The 17,974-nt window shown below is 31.2% G+C and carries 16 protein-coding genes; all 16 read right to left on the bottom strand.

Translation table 11 applies throughout. The features are described from left to right. Positions 1–2 precede the first annotated feature (2 nt). A complete protein-coding gene (gene infB, locus LJD34_RS02005; RefSeq protein ID WP_227359064.1) occupies positions 3–1,847 on the bottom strand; it encodes a translation initiation factor IF-2 in 1,845 nt (614 codons plus the stop codon). A 4-nt stretch (positions 1,848–1,851) separates the two neighbouring features. Then, positions 1,852–2,154, bottom strand: coding sequence for a L7Ae/L30e/S12e/Gadd45 family ribosomal protein (locus LJD34_RS02000; RefSeq protein WP_032090086.1), 303 nt, complete (start codon positions 2,152–2,154; stop codon positions 1,852–1,854). Continuing rightward, entirely contained in the window at positions 2,147–2,404 is a 258-nt protein-coding gene (rnpM, locus tag LJD34_RS01995) for an RNase P modulator RnpM (RefSeq protein ID WP_022001534.1), read from the bottom strand. The genes LJD34_RS02000 and rnpM overlap by 8 nt, the downstream gene beginning before the upstream one ends. An 11-nt stretch (positions 2,405–2,415) precedes the next feature. Next, on the bottom strand, positions 2,416–3,711 hold the full coding sequence (gene nusA, locus LJD34_RS01990; RefSeq protein ID WP_227359073.1) for a transcription termination factor NusA: 1,296 nt from the start codon (positions 3,709–3,711) through the stop codon (positions 2,416–2,418). 33 nt (positions 3,712–3,744) lie between these two features. Continuing rightward, positions 3,745–4,212 carry a ribosome maturation factor RimP gene (rimP, locus tag LJD34_RS01985; protein ID WP_032090087.1) on the bottom strand — a complete coding sequence of 156 codons (468 nt, stop codon included), beginning with the start codon at positions 4,210–4,212 and terminating at the stop codon, positions 3,745–3,747. Between the two features lie 99 nt (positions 4,213–4,311). Next, the gene (locus LJD34_RS01980; RefSeq protein WP_227359063.1) at positions 4,312–8,628 is read right to left on the bottom strand and encodes a PolC-type DNA polymerase III; all 4,317 of its coding nucleotides are present in this window, start codon (positions 8,626–8,628) and stop codon (positions 4,312–4,314) included. Positions 8,629–8,684: 56 nt separating this feature from the next. Further along, positions 8,685–9,764 carry a M50 family metallopeptidase gene (locus LJD34_RS01975; RefSeq protein ID WP_227359062.1) on the bottom strand — a complete coding sequence of 360 codons (1,080 nt, stop codon included), beginning with the start codon at positions 9,762–9,764 and terminating at the stop codon, positions 8,685–8,687. Next, positions 9,749–10,912 carry a 1-deoxy-D-xylulose-5-phosphate reductoisomerase gene (locus tag LJD34_RS01970; protein ID WP_119363406.1) on the bottom strand — a complete coding sequence of 388 codons (1,164 nt, stop codon included), beginning with the start codon at positions 10,910–10,912 and terminating at the stop codon, positions 9,749–9,751. The genes LJD34_RS01975 and LJD34_RS01970 overlap by 16 nt, the downstream gene beginning before the upstream one ends. A gap of 3 nt (positions 10,913–10,915) precedes the next feature. After that, positions 10,916–11,698 carry a phosphatidate cytidylyltransferase gene (locus LJD34_RS01965; protein ID WP_147580246.1) on the bottom strand — a complete coding sequence of 261 codons (783 nt, stop codon included), beginning with the start codon at positions 11,696–11,698 and terminating at the stop codon, positions 10,916–10,918. After that, positions 11,698–12,435 carry an isoprenyl transferase gene (locus tag LJD34_RS01960; RefSeq protein WP_147580245.1) on the bottom strand — a complete coding sequence of 246 codons (738 nt, stop codon included), beginning with the start codon at positions 12,433–12,435 and terminating at the stop codon, positions 11,698–11,700. Before LJD34_RS01960 ends, LJD34_RS01965 begins: the two co-directional genes overlap by 1 nt. A gap of 81 nt (positions 12,436–12,516) precedes the next feature. Further along, positions 12,517–13,062, bottom strand: coding sequence for a ribosome recycling factor (gene frr, locus LJD34_RS01955; protein ID WP_022001526.1), 546 nt, complete (start codon positions 13,060–13,062; stop codon positions 12,517–12,519). A 1-nt stretch (position 13,063) separates the two neighbouring features. Next, complete coding sequence (gene pyrH / locus LJD34_RS01950) at positions 13,064–13,780, bottom strand: UMP kinase (RefSeq protein WP_032090093.1); 717 nt, start codon at positions 13,778–13,780, stop codon at positions 13,064–13,066. Positions 13,781–13,831: 51 nt separating this feature from the next. Continuing rightward, positions 13,832–14,713, bottom strand: a complete 882-nt coding sequence (gene tsf, locus LJD34_RS01945; RefSeq protein WP_022001524.1) for a translation elongation factor Ts — start codon at positions 14,711–14,713, stop codon at positions 13,832–13,834. An 87-nt stretch (positions 14,714–14,800) separates the two neighbouring features. Next, positions 14,801–15,634, bottom strand: a complete 834-nt coding sequence (gene rpsB, locus LJD34_RS01940) for a 30S ribosomal protein S2 (RefSeq protein ID WP_022001523.1) — start codon at positions 15,632–15,634, stop codon at positions 14,801–14,803. 144 nt (positions 15,635–15,778) lie between these two features. Then, a complete protein-coding gene (gene xerC / locus LJD34_RS01935; protein ID WP_147580244.1) occupies positions 15,779–16,678 on the bottom strand; it encodes a tyrosine recombinase XerC in 900 nt (299 codons plus the stop codon). Further along, positions 16,668–17,969 carry a methylenetetrahydrofolate--tRNA-(uracil(54)-C(5))-methyltransferase (FADH(2)-oxidizing) TrmFO gene (gene trmFO, locus LJD34_RS01930; RefSeq protein WP_032090096.1) on the bottom strand — a complete coding sequence of 434 codons (1,302 nt, stop codon included), beginning with the start codon at positions 17,967–17,969 and terminating at the stop codon, positions 16,668–16,670. Before trmFO ends, xerC begins: the two co-directional genes overlap by 11 nt. Between the last annotated feature and the right edge of the window lie 5 nt (positions 17,970–17,974).

Here is a 17,974-nt window from a genome sequence, read left to right as displayed (position 1 = left end):
TCCTATTTCTTTTCTACTTCTTCCATAACATAACCTTCAATGATATCGCCTTCTTTAATATCATTATAGTTTTCAATGTTTAAACCACATTCAAAACCAGCATTGACTTCTTTAACATCATCTTTAAAACGTCTAAGTGAAGCAAGTTTTCCTTCGTATATAACAATACCATCACGAATCAAACGAATACCACAGTTTCTTTTAATTGAACCATCGGTAACATAACATCCTGCGATATTTCCTATTTTACTTGCTTTAATAACTTGTCTAATTTCTGCTTGACCAGTAATTACTTCATGATATTCTGGTGCTAACATACCTTTCATTGCAGTTTCAATTTCTTCAACCATTTTATAAATAACATTATGAAGACGAATTTCAACATTTTCTTCTTCTGCTTTATTTCTAACTTTTGCATCTGGTCTTACATTAAAACCATAAATAATTGCTTGAGAGGCACTTGCTAAAATAACATCAGATTCAGAAATTGCACCAACAGTTGAACGAATAACGTTAACACGCACACCATCTACATCGATTTTTTCTAATGAAGCTTTTACAGCTTCTGCAGTTCCTTGTACATCCGCTTTAACAATAATATTTAAATCAATAATTTGACCTTCTTTAATTTGAGAATACAAATCATCAAGAGATAAAGCAGCTCCAGAATTACGATCTTTTTCAATTTTAGCTTTCATACGTGTTTCACCAACACTACGTGCTTGTTTTTCAGTTTCGAAAACCATAAATTTATCACCGGCAACAGGAACTTCATTTAAACCTGTAATTTCTACTGGTGTACCTGGTAATGCTTCTTTAATAACACGTCCTTTATCGTCTAACATTTGTCTTACTCTACCATAAGCAGCACCAACAACGATTGGATCGCTTGCACGTAAAGTTCCGTTTTCAACCAATAATGTTGCAACAGCTCCTCTACCTTTATCAAGTTTACCCTCAACAACACTACCATATGCATAACGATTAGGATTTGCTTTTAAATCAGCTAATTCAGCAACAACCGTTAATGTTTCTAATAACTCTTCAATACCAATTTTCTTTTTAGCAGAGATTTCACAATAAACAGTATCTCCACCCCATTCTTCAGGTAATAATCCTTCTTCAGCCATTTCAGCTTTAATTCTTTCAGGATCAGCACCTTCTTTATCAATCTTATTAATTGCAACAACGATAGGAACTCCTGCAGCTTTTGCATGGTCAATAGCTTCTTTTGTTTGAGGCATCACACCATCATCAGCAGCAACAACGATAATAACAATATCAGTCACTTGTGCTCCACGTGCTCTCATTGCTGTAAAAGCTTCATGACCTGGTGTATCTAAAAATGTAACTTTTTTACCGTTTACTTCTACTTGATAAGCACCAATATGTTGAGTAATACCACCAAATTCACCATCAACAACTGCAGATTTTCTAATAGTATCTAGTAATGTTGTTTTTCCATGATCAACATGTCCCATAATTGTTACAACTGGACATCTTGGTTGTAAATCAGCTTCATCATCCACAACTTCAATATTTTCAAAATTAACTTCATCTACTGGAACATGTTTTTCACATTCACAACCATATTCTAAACAAATTAATTCAACTTGTTCATCATTTAATGATGAATTGATTGTTACCATAGTTCCTAATAAAAATAATACTTTTATAACATTAGCAGGTGTTTGTCCTAGCTTTTCAGCTAGTTCACCAACTGTAATTCCTTCTTCATAGGAAATCACACCATCTTTTATTACTGATGTTTCTTTCTTTGCAGGAAAGTTTGATTGTAATTGTTTCTTCTTTTGAGAACCTTTTTTCTTTTTAAATTGTTTTGCCATAAAATCAACCTCCTATCAATTCTTTTATTTTTTTCGCAAACCCTTGATTTGTAATACCTAATGCAACGCGATTATTTTTTCCAACTGCTTTTGAAATGGTTTCAATATTTTCATCAACAATGAAATAATCAACATGATAAAAATGACATTTATCAGTAATTTTTTTCTTAGTATTAGCACTAGCATCATTTGCAATAACAACAAGTTTTGTTTCATTTGCAGCGATACTTTTTATCAAAGTTTCTCCTGAAACAATTCCCTTTGCAACATTAGCAAGCCCTAATAAATTTAAATATTTTTTATTCATCACAATATTTTTTTAACTCCTCAAAAATTTCATCAGGAATTTCTACTTGTAAAGAACGAGATAAAACTTTTTTCTTTTTAGCAATTTCGATTGCTTCTAAGCTTCTTTTTAAATAAGCACCTCGTCCATTCATTTTACCAGTAGCATCTACAAATACTTGACCTTCTTTATTTCTTACAACACGAATTAATTCTTTTTTAGGTAATTGTTCATTTGTTGCAAGACATTTTCTAAGTGGAATTTTTCTCATTCTATCTCATCCTAATCTTCATCATAATATTTGTCATATTCGTCATAGTCGATATCTTCATCATATTTACTGTATTCATCATCTTCATAATCATCAAAATCTTCATAATCTTCTACATCGGATTCTGAAGTGACTTCTTCAACTTCATTTTCGATATTTTCTTTTTCTTCAACAACAGTTTCTTTTTCTTCTTGGTTATCTAGCATTTCTTGAGCAAATTCATCTTGGAATGTTTCATCAACAGGTAATTCTTCTTTTTGTTGAATTTTTTCCATTAACCCTAATTCAGTTGCTTCAGATAATGATTTAATATCAATTTTCCATCCAGTAAGTCTTACTGCTAAACGAGCATTTTGACCACGTTTACCAATAGCTAATGATAATTGATCATCAGGTACAATAACTAACGCACTATGTTTTTCTTCATCAACAGAAACAGTTAACACATCTGAAGGTGATAATGCATGTGAAATATAAACAACTGGGTCACTTGACCATTCAACGATATCAATCATTTCACCATGTAATTCATCAACAACGTTTTTAACTCTTGAACCCTTAGGTCCAACACAAGAACCAATAGGATCTAATCCTTCAACTGCAGTGTATACAGCAATTTTACTTCTTTCACCAGGTTCACGAGAAACAGATTTAATTTCAACTGTACCATCATAAACTTCAGGAACTTCTAATTCAAATAATCTTCTTACAAATTGTGGTTCTGTTCTGCTTACAACGATATGTGTTCCTTTAGTTCCACGATCAACGTCACTTACATATACTTTGACATGTTGTCCTTCATGTAATGTTTCTCCAGGAATTTGTTGATTTAGTCCTAAAAATGCTCCAGTTTTTCCAATATTGATAATAGCAAATTTAGGTTCAACACGATCAACAATACCTGTAATGATATCATCTTTTTTATCAGCAAATTCATTATATAATGTTTCTTTTTCAGTTTCGCGTATTTTTTGTCTGAAAAGTTGTTTTGTTTGAATTGCTGCTAAACGACCAATATGATCTACATCTGCTTCAGTTTCTACAATATCACCCACTTGATAATTTGGGTTGATATCATGTGCTTCATCTAAAGATACTTCTAAATCTTCATCTTCTAAATCATCAACAACTGTTCTAATTTCAAATAATCTAATTTTTCCAGTTTTTTCATTAATTTCTACACGTACATTTGCTTCTGGAACCATATAATTTTTTTTATAAGCTTTTGCAATTGATTCCTTTAACATTTCTAAAAACACGTCTTTTTCAATACCTTTTTCTTCACATAAAGCATTTAAGGCGCTCATAAATTTTCTGTTACTAGCCACTTTTATTTCCTCCTAAAATTTTACAGCTAATCGTATAAATTGAATGTTATCATAATTGACAACAATTTTTTTCTTTATATTTTTTACAAGATATTCAAATTCTAATTCTTGATTATCAACAGATTTTAAATATCCTTCAACTTCATATAATCCGGCTTTAGGATTTTTAAATTTTGCATAAACATATTCACCAACAGATTTTTGAACTTGTTCAAAAGTTTTTAATGGTTTTTCAATTCCAGGTGAAGAGACTTCTAAAATGTATTCATCTTTAATTGGATCAGTTTCGTCAAGTTTATCACTAATTAACTCACTTACCGCAACACATGTATCCATATCTAGATACCCTTCATTTTTTTCGATATAAATACGTAAATACATTTCATTATTATCTTTTACATATTCAATATCATCTAAATAACAATCATTTTGTTCGATCAAAGGTAAGACCATTTCTTTAATACTTTCCAATAACTCCATTTTTTCACCCCATTCAATAATAAAGAGTGGGTTCCCCCACTCGTTTCTCTTTATGAAACTATAAGTAATATAGCACATTTTTCATTTATAATCAAGTCACTAGAAAAGTGATAATTGATTTTCTTCTTGCATACCATCAAAAACACCCATTTTTGTTAGTTGTTTAATATGCGAATTGTTCAATTTAGTCCTTTTAATCACGTCTTCTTTAGATAAGAAAGAACCATGTTTACGTGCCTCAATAACAGTATTAGCTACCGATTCACCTAATGAATCAACTGAACTAAACGGTGGAAGTAAGCCACTTGGATCATCTGGATCTAAAATGAATTTATTGGCATCAGACTTTTCTAAGTTTAAAGGACTAAAATGGAAGCCTCGATCAATCATTTCTAACGCAATTTCAAACACATCCCACAATCCTTCATCCTTATTTGAAGATTGTCTGTTTTCCCTTAACATTTCAATTTCTTTTCTTCTTGAAAGAATAGCATCTTTACCAGCAACTAATGTTTCAATATCAAAAAAATCACATCTTGTGGAAAAATATACTGCATAATATTCTCTTGGATAATATAATTTCCACCAAGCTACACGAATAGCTGATAAAACATAGGCTACCGCATGTGCTTTAGGGAACATGTATTTAATTTTCTTACATGAATCAATATACCATTGAGGAACATTGTATTCTTTCATTAATTCTTCGTATTTCTTTTCTGGGAAAACTGCAGGTGATTTTCCTTTACGAACACATTCCATGATGTCAAAAGCATCTTTATTAGGAAGGCCTTTTTCAATCAAATAAACCATAATATCATCACGACATCCAATAACTTCTTTTAAGGTACATGTTCCATTTTTAATCAACGTCTCTGCATTACCTAAATAAACATCTGTTCCATGTGAAAGCCCCGAAATGATTACTAAATCATTAAAAGTTTGTGGTTTTGTCTGATCTAACATACTACGTACAAAGGTTGTACCAAATTCAGGTAATCCTAAAGCACCACTCTTGCAATTGATATAGGATAAATCAACACCTAAAGCATCACTCGTTGTAAAAAGTGACATAACTTTTGTATCGTTTGTTGGAATTGTTTTAGGATCAACACCTGTTAAATCTTGTAACATACGAATAACGGTCGGATCAACGTGTCCTAAAATATCGAATTTCAAAACGTTATCATGAATAGCATGGAAATCAAAGTGAGTCGTACGCCATTCAGCAGATAAATCATCTGCTGGATATTGGTAAGGCGTGAAATCAAAAACATCATAATCTCTAGGAATAACAATAATTCCTCCTGGATGTTGGCCGGTCGTACGTTTAACGCCACCACACCCTCGAGCAATTCTTTCAAGTTCAGCACTACGTACTTCATTATCAATTCCTAATGTTTCAGCATATCCTTTTGCATAACCATAAGCTGTTTTTTCAGCAACTGTAGAAATTGTTCCTGCTCTAAAGACATGATCTTCTCCAAAAATAGTTTTAGTAAATGCATGAGCATTTGCTTGATACGCTCCCGAGAAATTTAAGTCGATATCAGGTACTTTATCCGCATTGAAACCTAAGAAAGTTTCGAACGGAATATTATGTCCTTCACCTTTCATTGGTTTACCACATACAGGGCAAATCTTATCAGGTAAATCATAACCATCAGCAGCAACACCTTCTTCTAAAAATTCACTATGACTACAATGAAGACATAGATAATGTGGTGGTAACGGATTTACTTCTGTAATTCCTGACATTGTTGCAACGAATGAAGATCCTACCGAACCTCTGGAACCTACTAGATAACCATCATCATTTGATTTTTTTACTAGTAAGTGGGAAATATAATAAATAACCCCAAACCCATGTTTAATGATATTACTTAATTCTTTTTCTAATCTTTTTTCCACAATTTCGGGTAATTTTTCACCATAAAGTCGATGTGCTGTATCATAACAAATCTTTGTTAAATTTTCATCTGCATTATCAATTGTTGGTGTAAATAATTTATCATGAATTGGTCGAATTTCTTCAACCATATCTGCGATTTTGTTTGTATTTGTTACAACATATTCATATACTTCATCCGCTGGTAGATAATCATAACATATTAACATTTCATCTGTTGTTCTTAAATATTGAGATGGTGTAAATGCACGTGGATTTTTTCGGTCACATAAAGGATGAGCACGATGTCCAATCCCAATTTTGGGTTGTGATATAAAAACATCTCGATAAATTTTATCCTTTTCATCTAAAAAATGGACATCTCCAGTAGCTACAATAAGTTTATTTAATTTTTTTGCTGCTGTAATAAGACGTTTTATTGAAATAATTAAATTTTCTTCAGATTCAATTTGTCCACGATCAATTAAATGATAGTAATCTTGAAAAGGTTGTATTTCCACATAATCATAAAATTCTAACAATTGTTCCAACTTTTCATCCGAAGAATTCAAAGCTGCTTCAAAAACATCTGAACGATAACAGCTAGTCCCATATAGCAATCCTTTACGATAATATTCCAATCTTTCTTTTGGAATACGAGAACCATCATGGAAATAAGTTGTATTTGCTTCAGAAACAATTTTAAACATATTTTTTAAACCTTCTTTGTTCAAAGCAAGTGCTGTCATATGATATGGGAAAACGATTTTATAAGCATCGTCTTTTTGTAATTTATTTAAATCAAGTAAATTATAATTTCCACTTTGCATAATAGAATGTAACATCGTTGTAAATACAGCACCTAAAACTTCAGCATCATAATCAGCTCTATGTGCTACATCATCGTCATAATTTACACGATAAACACGACATACATTTCCTAAACGATAAGATTTCATTGGTTTCATAATAGCTCTTGCTAATGCCAAAGAATCAATAACCGGATTAGTTATAGGTTTTTGATTTAACCTCTTTAAACTTTCATTTAAAAAACCAATGTCAAATTTAGCATTGTGAGCCACTAAAATAGCATCACCAAAGAATTCTAATATTTGTGGTAAAAACTCTTTAATTGTTGGTGCATCAGCAACCATTTCATTTGTAATATTTGTAAGTTGAGAAACACGTGTTCCAATCTTTTTACCAGGATTTACAAAACTTTGTAAGCGATCAATCACTTCACCATTTTTAATTTTAACTGCACCAAATTCTGTAATCCCATCATGGATAACAGAAAAACCAGTTGTTTCCAAGTCAAATGATACATATGTGGCATCTTCAATAGACATATCTTTTTCATTAAAAACAATATTAAAATAAGGTTCTATCATATTTAATTCAACACCATAGATCATCTTAATGCCCGCTTTTAAACTAGCTGCTTGAGCTTCAGGAAATGATTGAACGTTTCCATGATCAGTAACTGCAATTGCTTTGTGTCCCCATTTGGCCACTTGATTAATATAATCCGAAACATTGCCTATTCCATCCATTGCTGACATCTTAGAATGTGTATGAAGTTCAACTCTTTTAACTTCCGCAGTGTCTTGCCTTCTTGCTGGTTCTTTAATAACTTCTATTTGGCGAGCCATCATAACTGTTTCTCTTGCATAATTATCTAAACGAATTTCTCCTGTTGCTTTGATCCACACTTTACCTTTATCTAGTACTTTAATATCCTCTAAAGTATTAGTTGTATTGTTTTCAAAGCGTTTTACCATAATTGAATCCGTATAGTCAGTGATCCATAATGTTTGAATATGTTTTCCTGCACGTGTTTTGATTAATTCAGTTTTAAAGACATACCCTTGAATCGTACAATTATTTTCCATCGTTTGACTGTTAATTTCAGATAACTTTAAAAAAGTTGCGTCACCCTTTGGTTTTCGATAATTATTTTTATAATCTACAGTTGATTTTACTGGTTCCGATTTTTTTATTTCGGACATATCTATTTTCATTGGTTCATAGCTGTCCATTTCTTGTAATAAATTATTTAATTCATCATTATCTTGTTTAACATAAAAACTAAAATCTTTCTCTATTCCAATTTCCACAAAATACTTTTTAATTATTGATTTTAATTGTTTGAATTGTTCCAATTGTATTTCATTTAACAAACCAATCGATATAGTTTGTTTAATTTCAATATCTTCGATTTTCAACGAAGAAAATAATGGTGAAATTTGTTTTAGTTTTTCAATAATATACCCTAAATAAAGTGAAACATCTTTTGACTCAAAATTAAAATCATCATAACAAATTACAAATTCAGCCGGGTAAGGAAAATCAAGACCATGATCAAGTAAGAGTTGATACTCTGTAAATGGAATCAAATCCTTACTCAATATATAAAATGTATAATGGTTATCATGATGTACAATAACTTTTTTCAATGAAGCATGTAATAAAACATTAACATCTTCGATTATATTCAATTGTTTTAATAGTATTATTAATTTGTTCATATTACACCTCAAAAATCTTACCTATTATAACACAAAAAAAGGCTTAAGCCCTTTTTTTAGAAAAATTTTCCAATATCATTTATAGTTACAAAAATCATTAGGCCAAAAACAAGAATTAGTCCTGCCATTTGTAAAGCATATTTCATTTTTGTTGGAATTTCTCGACGAATAATTTTTTCAACTAATGCAAATAATACTTGACTACCATCTAGTCCTGGAATAGGAAGTAAATTAAACATTCCAATATTTGTTGATAGTAAAGCAGTCAATGACAACAATGTACTAATTGAACCAGATTGTGTAACTTGTGCAGTCACTGTATAAATTCCTACTGGGCCAGAAAGTTGTGAAACAGTATGTGTTAAATCTGTAATAAGTTTTCCTAATGTTGTAAAAATCAATAATGCATATTCTATAAATTGATTAATTCCTTGTCTTATAGCCTCAATAAAAGTCAATTTTTTAGTAGCCGCTGTTATTCCAATGACATAAGACTTGGATTCACTATTGTACTTTCCTTCAACTGTTTTTTCAATATTTTGATTCCCTCTTTTAAGGGAAATTTGCATTGTAACTGTATCCGTATCTAATTGCAAATTTTCATTAGATAAGACAGATTGAATATCTGAAAATGACGCAATGATATGTTCTTCACCATTAATTGTGATTTTATTAATGGTGTCTCCAGCTTGAACTCCAGCATTATAAGCACCATTGTTTTTAACAACACTTCCAATTTTAGAAGTATTTGTTTGTACTTCAACAAACGAATAAATACCAATTAATAAAACAAGGGCAAGTACAAAATTCATAAAAACACCAGCTAACATAATAATGCATTTTTTCCATGTTTTAATTCCTTTTAGAGTTCTTTCATAAGGAACATCTTTCATTAATTCGCTGTCTTCTTGATCAGCTTCACCTGCCATTGCAACATAACCACCAATAGGAAGTGCACGAATTTGATAATCTGTTTCTCCTTTTTTCTTAGAAAAAAGTTTAGGACCCATTCCAATAGAAAATTCAGCACAATAAACACCAAATAATTTAGCAGTTAGAAAATGTCCTAATTCATGGATTAATACAATAGCTCCTAGTATTACAAAAAAGACAAGAATATTTATAATCGTCTGCATGTTTCATTTATCTCCTTTAAAACAAAATCTCTCGCCCATTGATCAATATCTAATAATTGATCAATAGTTGGATCTTTAACCAACTCATGAGCATTCATAGCTTTTTCAACTAATTCCTCTATTTGTAAAAATTCAATTTTTCCTTCTCTAAACAAAAGATTAGCCATTTCATTTGCACCATTTAAAACACATGGTAAGCTTCCACCTGTTTTTCCAGCACGATATGCTAAAGAAAGCGCATGAAATCTATTGAAATCTGGCTTTTTAAAAGTAAGCGAACCAAGTTGTGTTAAATCTAAAGATTTACCATTAACTAATTTTTTTCTTTGTGGATAAGTTAACGCATACTGAATAGCCAAACGCATATCAGGTGTTCCCATTTGCCCAATGACAGAAGTATCTTCAAACTCTACAGCAGAATGTAAAATACTTTCTGGATGAATCAAGACTTCAATTTGATCATAATCTACATCAAACAACCATTTTGCTTCCATGACCTCTAATCCCTTATTAAATAAAGTAGCACTATCAATCGTAATTTTAGCCCCCATTGACCAGTTAGGATGATTCAACGCTTCTTTAACAGAAACACCTACAAGTTCTTCTCTTGTTTTGTCTCTAAAACTTCCGCCACTTGCTGTTAATAAAATACGTTTGATTTTATTCATCTCATTTCCTTGAAGCGATTGGAAAATTGCTGAATGTTCACTATCTACTGGTAATAATTTTACACCATGTTCTTTAACTAATTTTGTAATAATATGTCCTGCAACCACAAGTGTTTCTTTATTAGCTAAAGCAATATCTTTTTTAGATTCAATAGCATGAATTGTTGGTAACAAACCTGCAAAACCTACAATTGCATTTAATACAATATCAACTTGATCAATTGTTGCAATTTCATCTAAACCAGCACTACCAAAAACAAAACGAATATGTGGATATTTTTCTTGAAGATAGTTACAATCCTTTTCATCGATAACACAAACAACTTGTGGATTGATTTTTTGAATTGTTGTTTCAAGTAATACAATATTTTTGCCCGCAGACATTGCAACAACATTAAATTCATCTTGATGATGCAAGCAAACATCAACAGTTTGTTGACCAATAGAACCTGTAACACCTAAAATCGTAATATTTTTCATTATCTATAACCCCACAATCATTAAAAAGAAACTAAAAATCAATACATTAAAAGTTAAACTATCAATACGATCTAAAATTCCGCCATGTCCTGGTAATAATTTTGAATAATCTTTAACTTCAAAATATCTTTTAATGGCACTAAAAATCAAATCTCCTATTTGACTTGTCGTTGTCATTACGATAATTGCTGGTACAATAATCCAATGATGTGCCAATATTCCTGTAAAATATGCAAAAACCAATCCTAAAATACTTCCTAGAACAATTCCACCAATTGACCCTTCAATTGTTTTTTTAGGAGATAATCTTGGAATCAACTTATGTTTACCAAAAGCCATACCAGCAAAATAAGCTCCTGTATCACTACCAAAAGTTGCAATTGCTAATAACAATAAATATTCCCAACCATAGGCAACTCTTAAAACAAGTAACGCATGTAATCCAGAACAAACAAGAACACCCATCGTAAAAACATAAGCACTTCTTTCAATATTACATTTATCATCAAAAATCATACATGCTAAAATAACCGCTAAATAAACCAAAATAGAATAGCTAGAAATAAGTAATTGATTTCTGTTAAATAAAAATCCTGTAACAAAAAACAAACCAACAATGATATACATATACATTCCAATACGTGGTCTAGAACAAATATGTAACATTTCATAAACACTAAGAGCCATTGCAACCCCTATAACAATTTTATAAAAAATACCCCCAAAAATGACTGCTGGAACTACAATTGCAATCAAGCACAGTGCAGTAATAATTCTTTCTTTCACTATTTTAAACCTCCATATCTACGCTCCCTATTTTGATAAAGCCAAATTGCTTTATGTAATTCTTTTTCATCAAAATCTGGCCAACAAACAGGAGTAAAGATAAACTCTGCATAAGCAAGTTGCCATAACATAAAATTAGATAATCTTTGTTCTCCACTTGTTCTTACCATTAAATCAACAGCAGGTAAATTCGCAGACATTAATGTTGAACCAAAATAATTTTCATCAATATCCTCAATATCAAGTTTCCCATCTTTTACATCTTGTGCTATTTTTTTAGTTGAACAAACGATTTCATCTCTACTACCATAAATAAAAGCAAAGCAAAGTTTTAGTCCAGTATTATCCTTTGTTCTTTCTATAGCAGTATTGATAATATCTCTTGTTGCCTTTGGAGCTTTTTCTAAATGCCCAATCATACAAATTTGAACATTATTTTCAATTAATTCTTTTAAATAAAGTTCAAAAAATTTTTTGGGTAATTTAAATATAAATTGTACTTCTTCTTCAGGGCGAGAAAAATTTTCTGTAGAAAAAGCATAAACTGTCATTGCTTTAACACCAAGTCTATTAGCCTCTAAAGCAATCTTACGAATTGTCTTTGTCCCTTCGTTATGGCCATAAGTTCTTGGCATCATTCTCTTTTTAGCCCAGCGTCCATTGCCATCCATAATAAAAGCAATATGTGCTGGTATATTATTCATGTCTAATTCATAGTTTTCAATTTGATCATTCATAGAATAATCCTCCTTAAAGTCATGATTGATTATAACATAAAACCATAAAATAAAAAAGCGCCTAATAAGACGCTTCAATAATTATACAGTCATAATATCTTTTTCTTTTACTTTACCAATTTCATCAACTTCTTTGACAAATTTATCAGTTAATTTTTGAACACGATTTTGACCGTCTTTAATTTCATCTTCACTACCATCGCATTTTTTAATTTCATCATTAGCATCACGACGAATATTTCTTATAGCAACTTTAGCATGTTCAGCGAATTTCCAAACATTTTTTGCATATTCTTTACGTCTTTCTTCTGTTAATGCTGGTACAGTAATACGAATAATTTCTCCATCATTTTGAGGAGTTAAACCTAAATCAGCTTCATAAATTCCATGTTCGATATCTTTTAAAGCAGATTTATCATAAGGTTTAATTACTAATTGTCTACCTTCTACAACAGAAACACCAGCCATTTGATTAATTGGTGTTGGTGATCCGTAATAGTTGACCATTACACGGTCTAACATTGCAGGAGTAGCTCTTCCAGTTCTAACTGTTGCTAAATCTCTTTGGTAAGCTTCGATTGCTTTTTGCATTCTATCACTTGCATCATCTAAGATCATATTTATCATATTATTTTCCTCCAGAGATAGTTGTTCCTATTTTTTGTCCATCACAAGCTTTGGCAATATTACCATCTTCTTGCATATTAAATACACATAAATCAATATCGTTATCTTTACATAATGTAATAGCTGTTTGATCCATTACTTTTAAATCTTTTGCTAAAACATCACTATATGAAATTTCATCAAATTTTACTGCAGATTCATCTAATTTAGGATCAGCAGAATAAACACCATCGACCCCATTTTTAGCCATTAAAATAACATCAGCATTGATTTCAGCGGCTCTTAATGCAGCAGTTGTATCAGTTGTAAAATATGGGCTTCCAGTTCCAGCACCAAAAATAACGATTCTACCTTTTTCTAAATGTCTAACAGCACGTCTTCTAATGTATGGTTCTGCAATTTGTCTCATTTCAATTGCTGAAAGTAAACGTGTTTGAACTCCTAGTTGCTCTAAAGCATTTTGAACAGCTAAACCATTCATTACTGTTGCTAACATTCCCATATAATCAGCAGAAGAACGTTCCATACCCATTTGTGCACCAGTAACACCACGCCAAATATTACCACCACCACAAACGATGGCAATTTCAACACCTAAATCTTTAGCTTCTTTGATTTGTCTTGCAATATCGGCTACAGTATTAGCGTTTATACCAAAATGATCGTCACCGGCTAATGCTTCACCACTTAATTTTAATAAAACTCTTTTATATTTCATAAAATGTTCTCCTTTTTTAAAAAAAGGACACACTTGTAGTGTCCTTAAAAATTATTGTTTCATTTGTGCAGCTACTTCTTCAGCAAAGTTTTCTTCTTTCTTTTCGATACCTTCACCAACTTGGAAACGAGCCATTTCTAACACTTTAGCCTTCCCTAAGTATTTAGCAACTGATTCTTTTGGTGTTTTAATGAATTCTTGATCTAATAAACACCATTCAGAGAATACTTTATTTAATTTTCCACGTTTGATACCTTCTAATACTTTTTCAGGTTTGTTAGCTAATTTAGGATCATTAGCCATGATTTCTGTTTGAACTGCATCTTCTCTATCTTTTTCAACTTGTGGAATTTCATCTTGTGAGATATATTTTGGATTGATAGCAGCAACATGCATAGCAATGTCTCTTGCTTTTTCTTCATCACCGTCAGCTAATTTAACGATTGATACCATTTTTCCACCCATATGTGAATAAGCACCAAATACTTCATCATCATTTTTAGTGAAAGTTTTAATTCTTCTTAAAGATAATTTTTCACCAATTTTTCCAGATGCTTCTGCAATTGTAGTTTCAATAGTTTTTCCATCAACTTCAATTGCTTTTGCAGCTTCTAAATCAGCAGGGTTATTTGCAGCAACTGCTTCACATACATTATTTACTAATGCAACGAATTCAGCATTTTTTGCTACGAAGTCAGTTTCAGAGTTAACTTCAACCATAGCAGCTACATTTCCGTTAATAGCGAAAGCAGATAACCCTTCAGCAGCGATTCTATCAGCTTTTTTAGCAGATTTTGCGATTCCTTTTTCTCTTAACCAGTCGAATGATGCTTCGATGTCACCATCACATGCTTCTAATGCTTTTTTACAATCCATCATTCCAGCACCAGTTTTTTCACGTAATTCTTTTACTAATTTTGCACTAATTGCCATTTTCTTTTCCTCCATGAATTTTATTTTATTAAAAAGGGAAAGCTTTGCTTTCCCATCACAACATATTTATGATTTCCAGCCTTGAGATTATTCTTGAGTTGGTCTAGATTCTCTTCTTTGAGCTGGTCTACCAGCTTTATTTCTTGGCCCTCTTCTGTTGTTGTTTTCTACAGAAGATACAGCATCATTCATAGTAACTTCTTTTTCATCTTCATCTTTAACATAAGCAACAGTTAATGGTTCACTTTTAGCTTCACAAATTGCATCTGCCATAGCAGCAACAATTAATTTAACAGCTCTAATAGCATCATCATTTGCTGGGATTACATAATCAACTTCATCAGGATCACAGTTAGTATCAACAATACCAAATACAGGGATTCCTAAGATTCTTGCTTCTGCAACAGCGTTGTGTTCAGCTTTAGGATCTACAACGAATAAAGCACTTGGTAATCTTCTCATTTCTTTAATACCACCTAAGTTCTTTTCTAACTTAGCAGCTTCTTTTTTTAGTAAGATAACTTCTTTTTTAGGTAATAAATCGAAAGTACCATCTTTTTCCATTTTTTCTAATTCAACTAATCTTCTAATTCTTTTTTGGATTGTTTTGAAGTTAGTTAAAGTTCCACCTAACCAACGTGAGTTAACATAGAAACTTCCAGAACGGATTGCTTCTTCTTTAACAGCTTCTTGAGCTTGTTTTTTAGTTCCTACAAATAAAACTTTTCCACCTTTTTCGGCAATTTCATTCATTGCTTTATAAGCTTCATCGATTTTTTTAGATGATTTTTGTAAATCAATAATGTAAATTCCGTTTCTTGATGTAAAAATGTATGGAGCCATTTTAGGATTCCATCTTTTTGTTTGATGTCCGAAATGAACACCTACTTCTAATAATTTTTTCATTGAAATTACTGACATGTGTAATTTCCTCCTTTTCGTTTTTTTCCTCCATTATTTCAAACATTTACCACCATTAGGCACTAGATAAATGAATTCATAATGTGTGTATTTTTTAATACCTGAAACATAATAGCATAAGATTTAAAACAAAACAACCCTTTTTTATGCTTTATTTCGAGGATGTGCTTTTAAATAAACATTTTTCAAATGTTCTTTTGTAACATGGGTATAAATTTGTGTTGTCGAAAGGTTTTCATGACCCAATAATTCCTGTACAGTTCTTATATCTGCTCCCGCATTCAATAAATGTGTGGCAAAGGAATGTCTGAAAGTATGTGGATGTATTTTCTTGGTTGCATCATATTCTCTTCCAATACGCTTTACAATATCCTGTATTCCTCTATTGGTCATTTGTTCTCCTCTTTTATTAACAAAAACATATGGATGATCTTCTGAATTTACAAGTTTTCCCCTTACTTCTTCTATATATTTTAATAACCATTCACTAGCAAATTCATGGAAAGGAACATAACGGTCTTTGTTCCCTTTACCATGAATCAATAAAACTCGATTGTGAAAATCTATACAATCCAAGGTTAAATTTACTACTTCAGAACATCTTAACCCAGAAGCATACATGATTTCTAGCATCGCTTTATTACGAATTCCTAAATCATCTTGTGTATCAATACCATCCAATAAATCCATCATTTCTTCAGGAAACAAAAAATCAGGATTACGCTTTGCGGTTTTAATATTTTCAACAAGAATCATTGGATTATTTTCAGCCAATTCTTCTTTTACTAGATATTTATAAAATGATCGTAAACAACTGATTCGATTATTAATTGAACTCTTTGACAATTTTTTTTCATTTAAATAAGTTAAATATCCTCTTATATTTGTATACTTGACATCGTTAAAGTGAGAAATACTTTCACTTTTTAAAAAACCAATAAATTCATTTAAACTTCGTTGATAAGATTCAACTGTATTGATTGAGTAATGTTTTTGAAATTGAAGATATTTTATAAATTCTTCTTTATCTTGATTATAACTCATTGATAAATTGATCCATTACTTCTATTGCTCTGTTAGCATAAGCTTCTTTTCTTAGTTTCTTTTTAACGCGTACAGGTAAATCTGGTAGAATTCCAAAATTAGCTTTCATTGGTTGGAAATTACTTTCATCACAATGCGTAATATAATATGCAAGTGCCCCCATGATTGTTTCTTGTGGAAAAATAACAGGTTCTTGTTTATTTAAATAACGAACCATGTTCATTCCGGCAACGATTCCACTTTGAGCTGATTCAACATATCCTTCAACTCCTGTCATTTGTCCAGCAAAATAAATTCCAGAATGATTTTTTAAACTGTAATCTTGATTTAAAAATTTTGGAGAACAAATAAACGAATTTCGATGCATGACACCGTATCTTACAAATGTTGCATTTTCTAATCCCGGAATTAAATGAATAATTCTTCTTTGTTCAGGCCATGTAAGATGTGTTTGAAAACCAACAATATTATATAAACTAGCTTGTACGTTATCTTGTCTTAACTGTACGACTGCATATGGTTTTGTACCATCAGGTTTTGTTAACCCAACCGGTTTCATAGGCCCAAACAATAAAGTTTGTTTTCCTCTTCTTGCCATTTCTTCAAAAGGCATACATCCTTCAAAAAATTTTTCTTCAAAATCTTTTGGTTTAACAACCTCTGCTTTCATTAATTCATCATAAAATACATTAAATTGCTCCTCATTCATTGGACAATTTATATATTCATTTTCTCCTTTGTCATATCTTGATTTATAATAAGCAATATTAAAATCAATACTATCTTTTTCAACAATTGGAGCCGCCGCATCAAAAAAATAAAAATATTCTTCTCCTAATAATTCTTTGATTTTCGTAGACAAAGCATCACTTGTTAAAGGTCCACTTGCAATAATTGTTGGTGCTTGGGGAATTTCTGTAACTTCTTCATGAATCACTTCGATATTTGGATGATTTGTTATAAACTCAGTAACATCCGCAGAAAACTTTTCACGATCCACTGCAAGTGCTCCACCAGCAGGAACACTATTTTTTCTAGCAAATCGAATAATAACACTATCTAGTTTTTCCATTTCATTTTTTAATACACCTACGGCATTATTGAAATTATCTCCTCTTAACGAATTAGAACAAACAAGTTCAGCAAATGATGATGTATGATGTGCCGGTGTCATTTTAACAGGTCTCATTTCATATAACTTTACTTTAATATTATTTTTTGCTAATTGATAAGCCGCCTCAACTCCAGCAAGACCAGCTCCAATTACATTGACTATTTTTTCACTTTCCATATTTT

Origin of the sequence: Faecalibacillus sp. MSK20_93 (assembly GCF_020589945.1) — a bacterium.
Lineage (GTDB): Bacteria > Bacillota_I > Bacilli_A > Erysipelotrichales > Coprobacillaceae > Faecalibacillus > Faecalibacillus intestinalis.
The sequence above is the reverse complement of the archived record's forward strand: the minus strand, read 5'-3'. Positions and strand labels throughout refer to the sequence as shown.

What these genes read in the sequence shown, in the direction of transcription:
- rpsB (WP_022001523.1), bottom strand. Translation starts at nt 15,634, where the DNA reads ATGTCAGTAATTTCAATGAAAAAATTATTAGAAGTAGGTGTTCATTTC.
- LJD34_RS02000 (WP_032090086.1), bottom strand. Translation starts at nt 2,154, where the DNA reads ATGAATAAAAAATATTTAAATTTATTAGGGCTTGCTAATGTTGCAAAG.
- trmFO (WP_032090096.1), bottom strand. Translation starts at nt 17,969, where the DNA reads ATGGAAAGTGAAAAAATAGTCAATGTAATTGGAGCTGGTCTTGCTGGA.
- xerC (WP_147580244.1), bottom strand. Translation starts at nt 16,678, where the DNA reads ATGAGTTATAATCAAGATAAAGAAGAATTTATAAAATATCTTCAATTT.
- tsf (WP_022001524.1), bottom strand. Translation starts at nt 14,713, where the DNA reads ATGGCAATTAGTGCAAAATTAGTAAAAGAATTACGTGAAAAAACTGGT.
- LJD34_RS01970 (WP_119363406.1), bottom strand. Translation starts at nt 10,912, where the DNA reads ATGAAAAATATTACGATTTTAGGTGTTACAGGTTCTATTGGTCAACAA.
- LJD34_RS01975 (WP_227359062.1), bottom strand. Translation starts at nt 9,764, where the DNA reads ATGCAGACGATTATAAATATTCTTGTCTTTTTTGTAATACTAGGAGCT.
- pyrH (WP_032090093.1), bottom strand. Translation starts at nt 13,780, where the DNA reads ATGAAATATAAAAGAGTTTTATTAAAATTAAGTGGTGAAGCATTAGCC.
- frr (WP_022001526.1), bottom strand. Translation starts at nt 13,062, where the DNA reads ATGATAAATATGATCTTAGATGATGCAAGTGATAGAATGCAAAAAGCA.
- LJD34_RS01980 (WP_227359063.1), bottom strand. Translation starts at nt 8,628, where the DNA reads ATGAACAAATTAATAATACTATTAAAACAATTGAATATAATCGAAGAT.
- infB (WP_227359064.1), bottom strand. Translation starts at nt 1,847, where the DNA reads ATGGCAAAACAATTTAAAAAGAAAAAAGGTTCTCAAAAGAAGAAACAA.
- rimP (WP_032090087.1), bottom strand. Translation starts at nt 4,212, where the DNA reads ATGGAGTTATTGGAAAGTATTAAAGAAATGGTCTTACCTTTGATCGAA.
- LJD34_RS01960 (WP_147580245.1), bottom strand. Translation starts at nt 12,435, where the DNA reads ATGAATGATCAAATTGAAAACTATGAATTAGACATGAATAATATACCA.
- nusA (WP_227359073.1), bottom strand. Translation starts at nt 3,711, where the DNA reads ATGAGCGCCTTAAATGCTTTATGTGAAGAAAAAGGTATTGAAAAAGAC.
- rnpM (WP_022001534.1), bottom strand. Translation starts at nt 2,404, where the DNA reads ATGAGAAAAATTCCACTTAGAAAATGTCTTGCAACAAATGAACAATTA.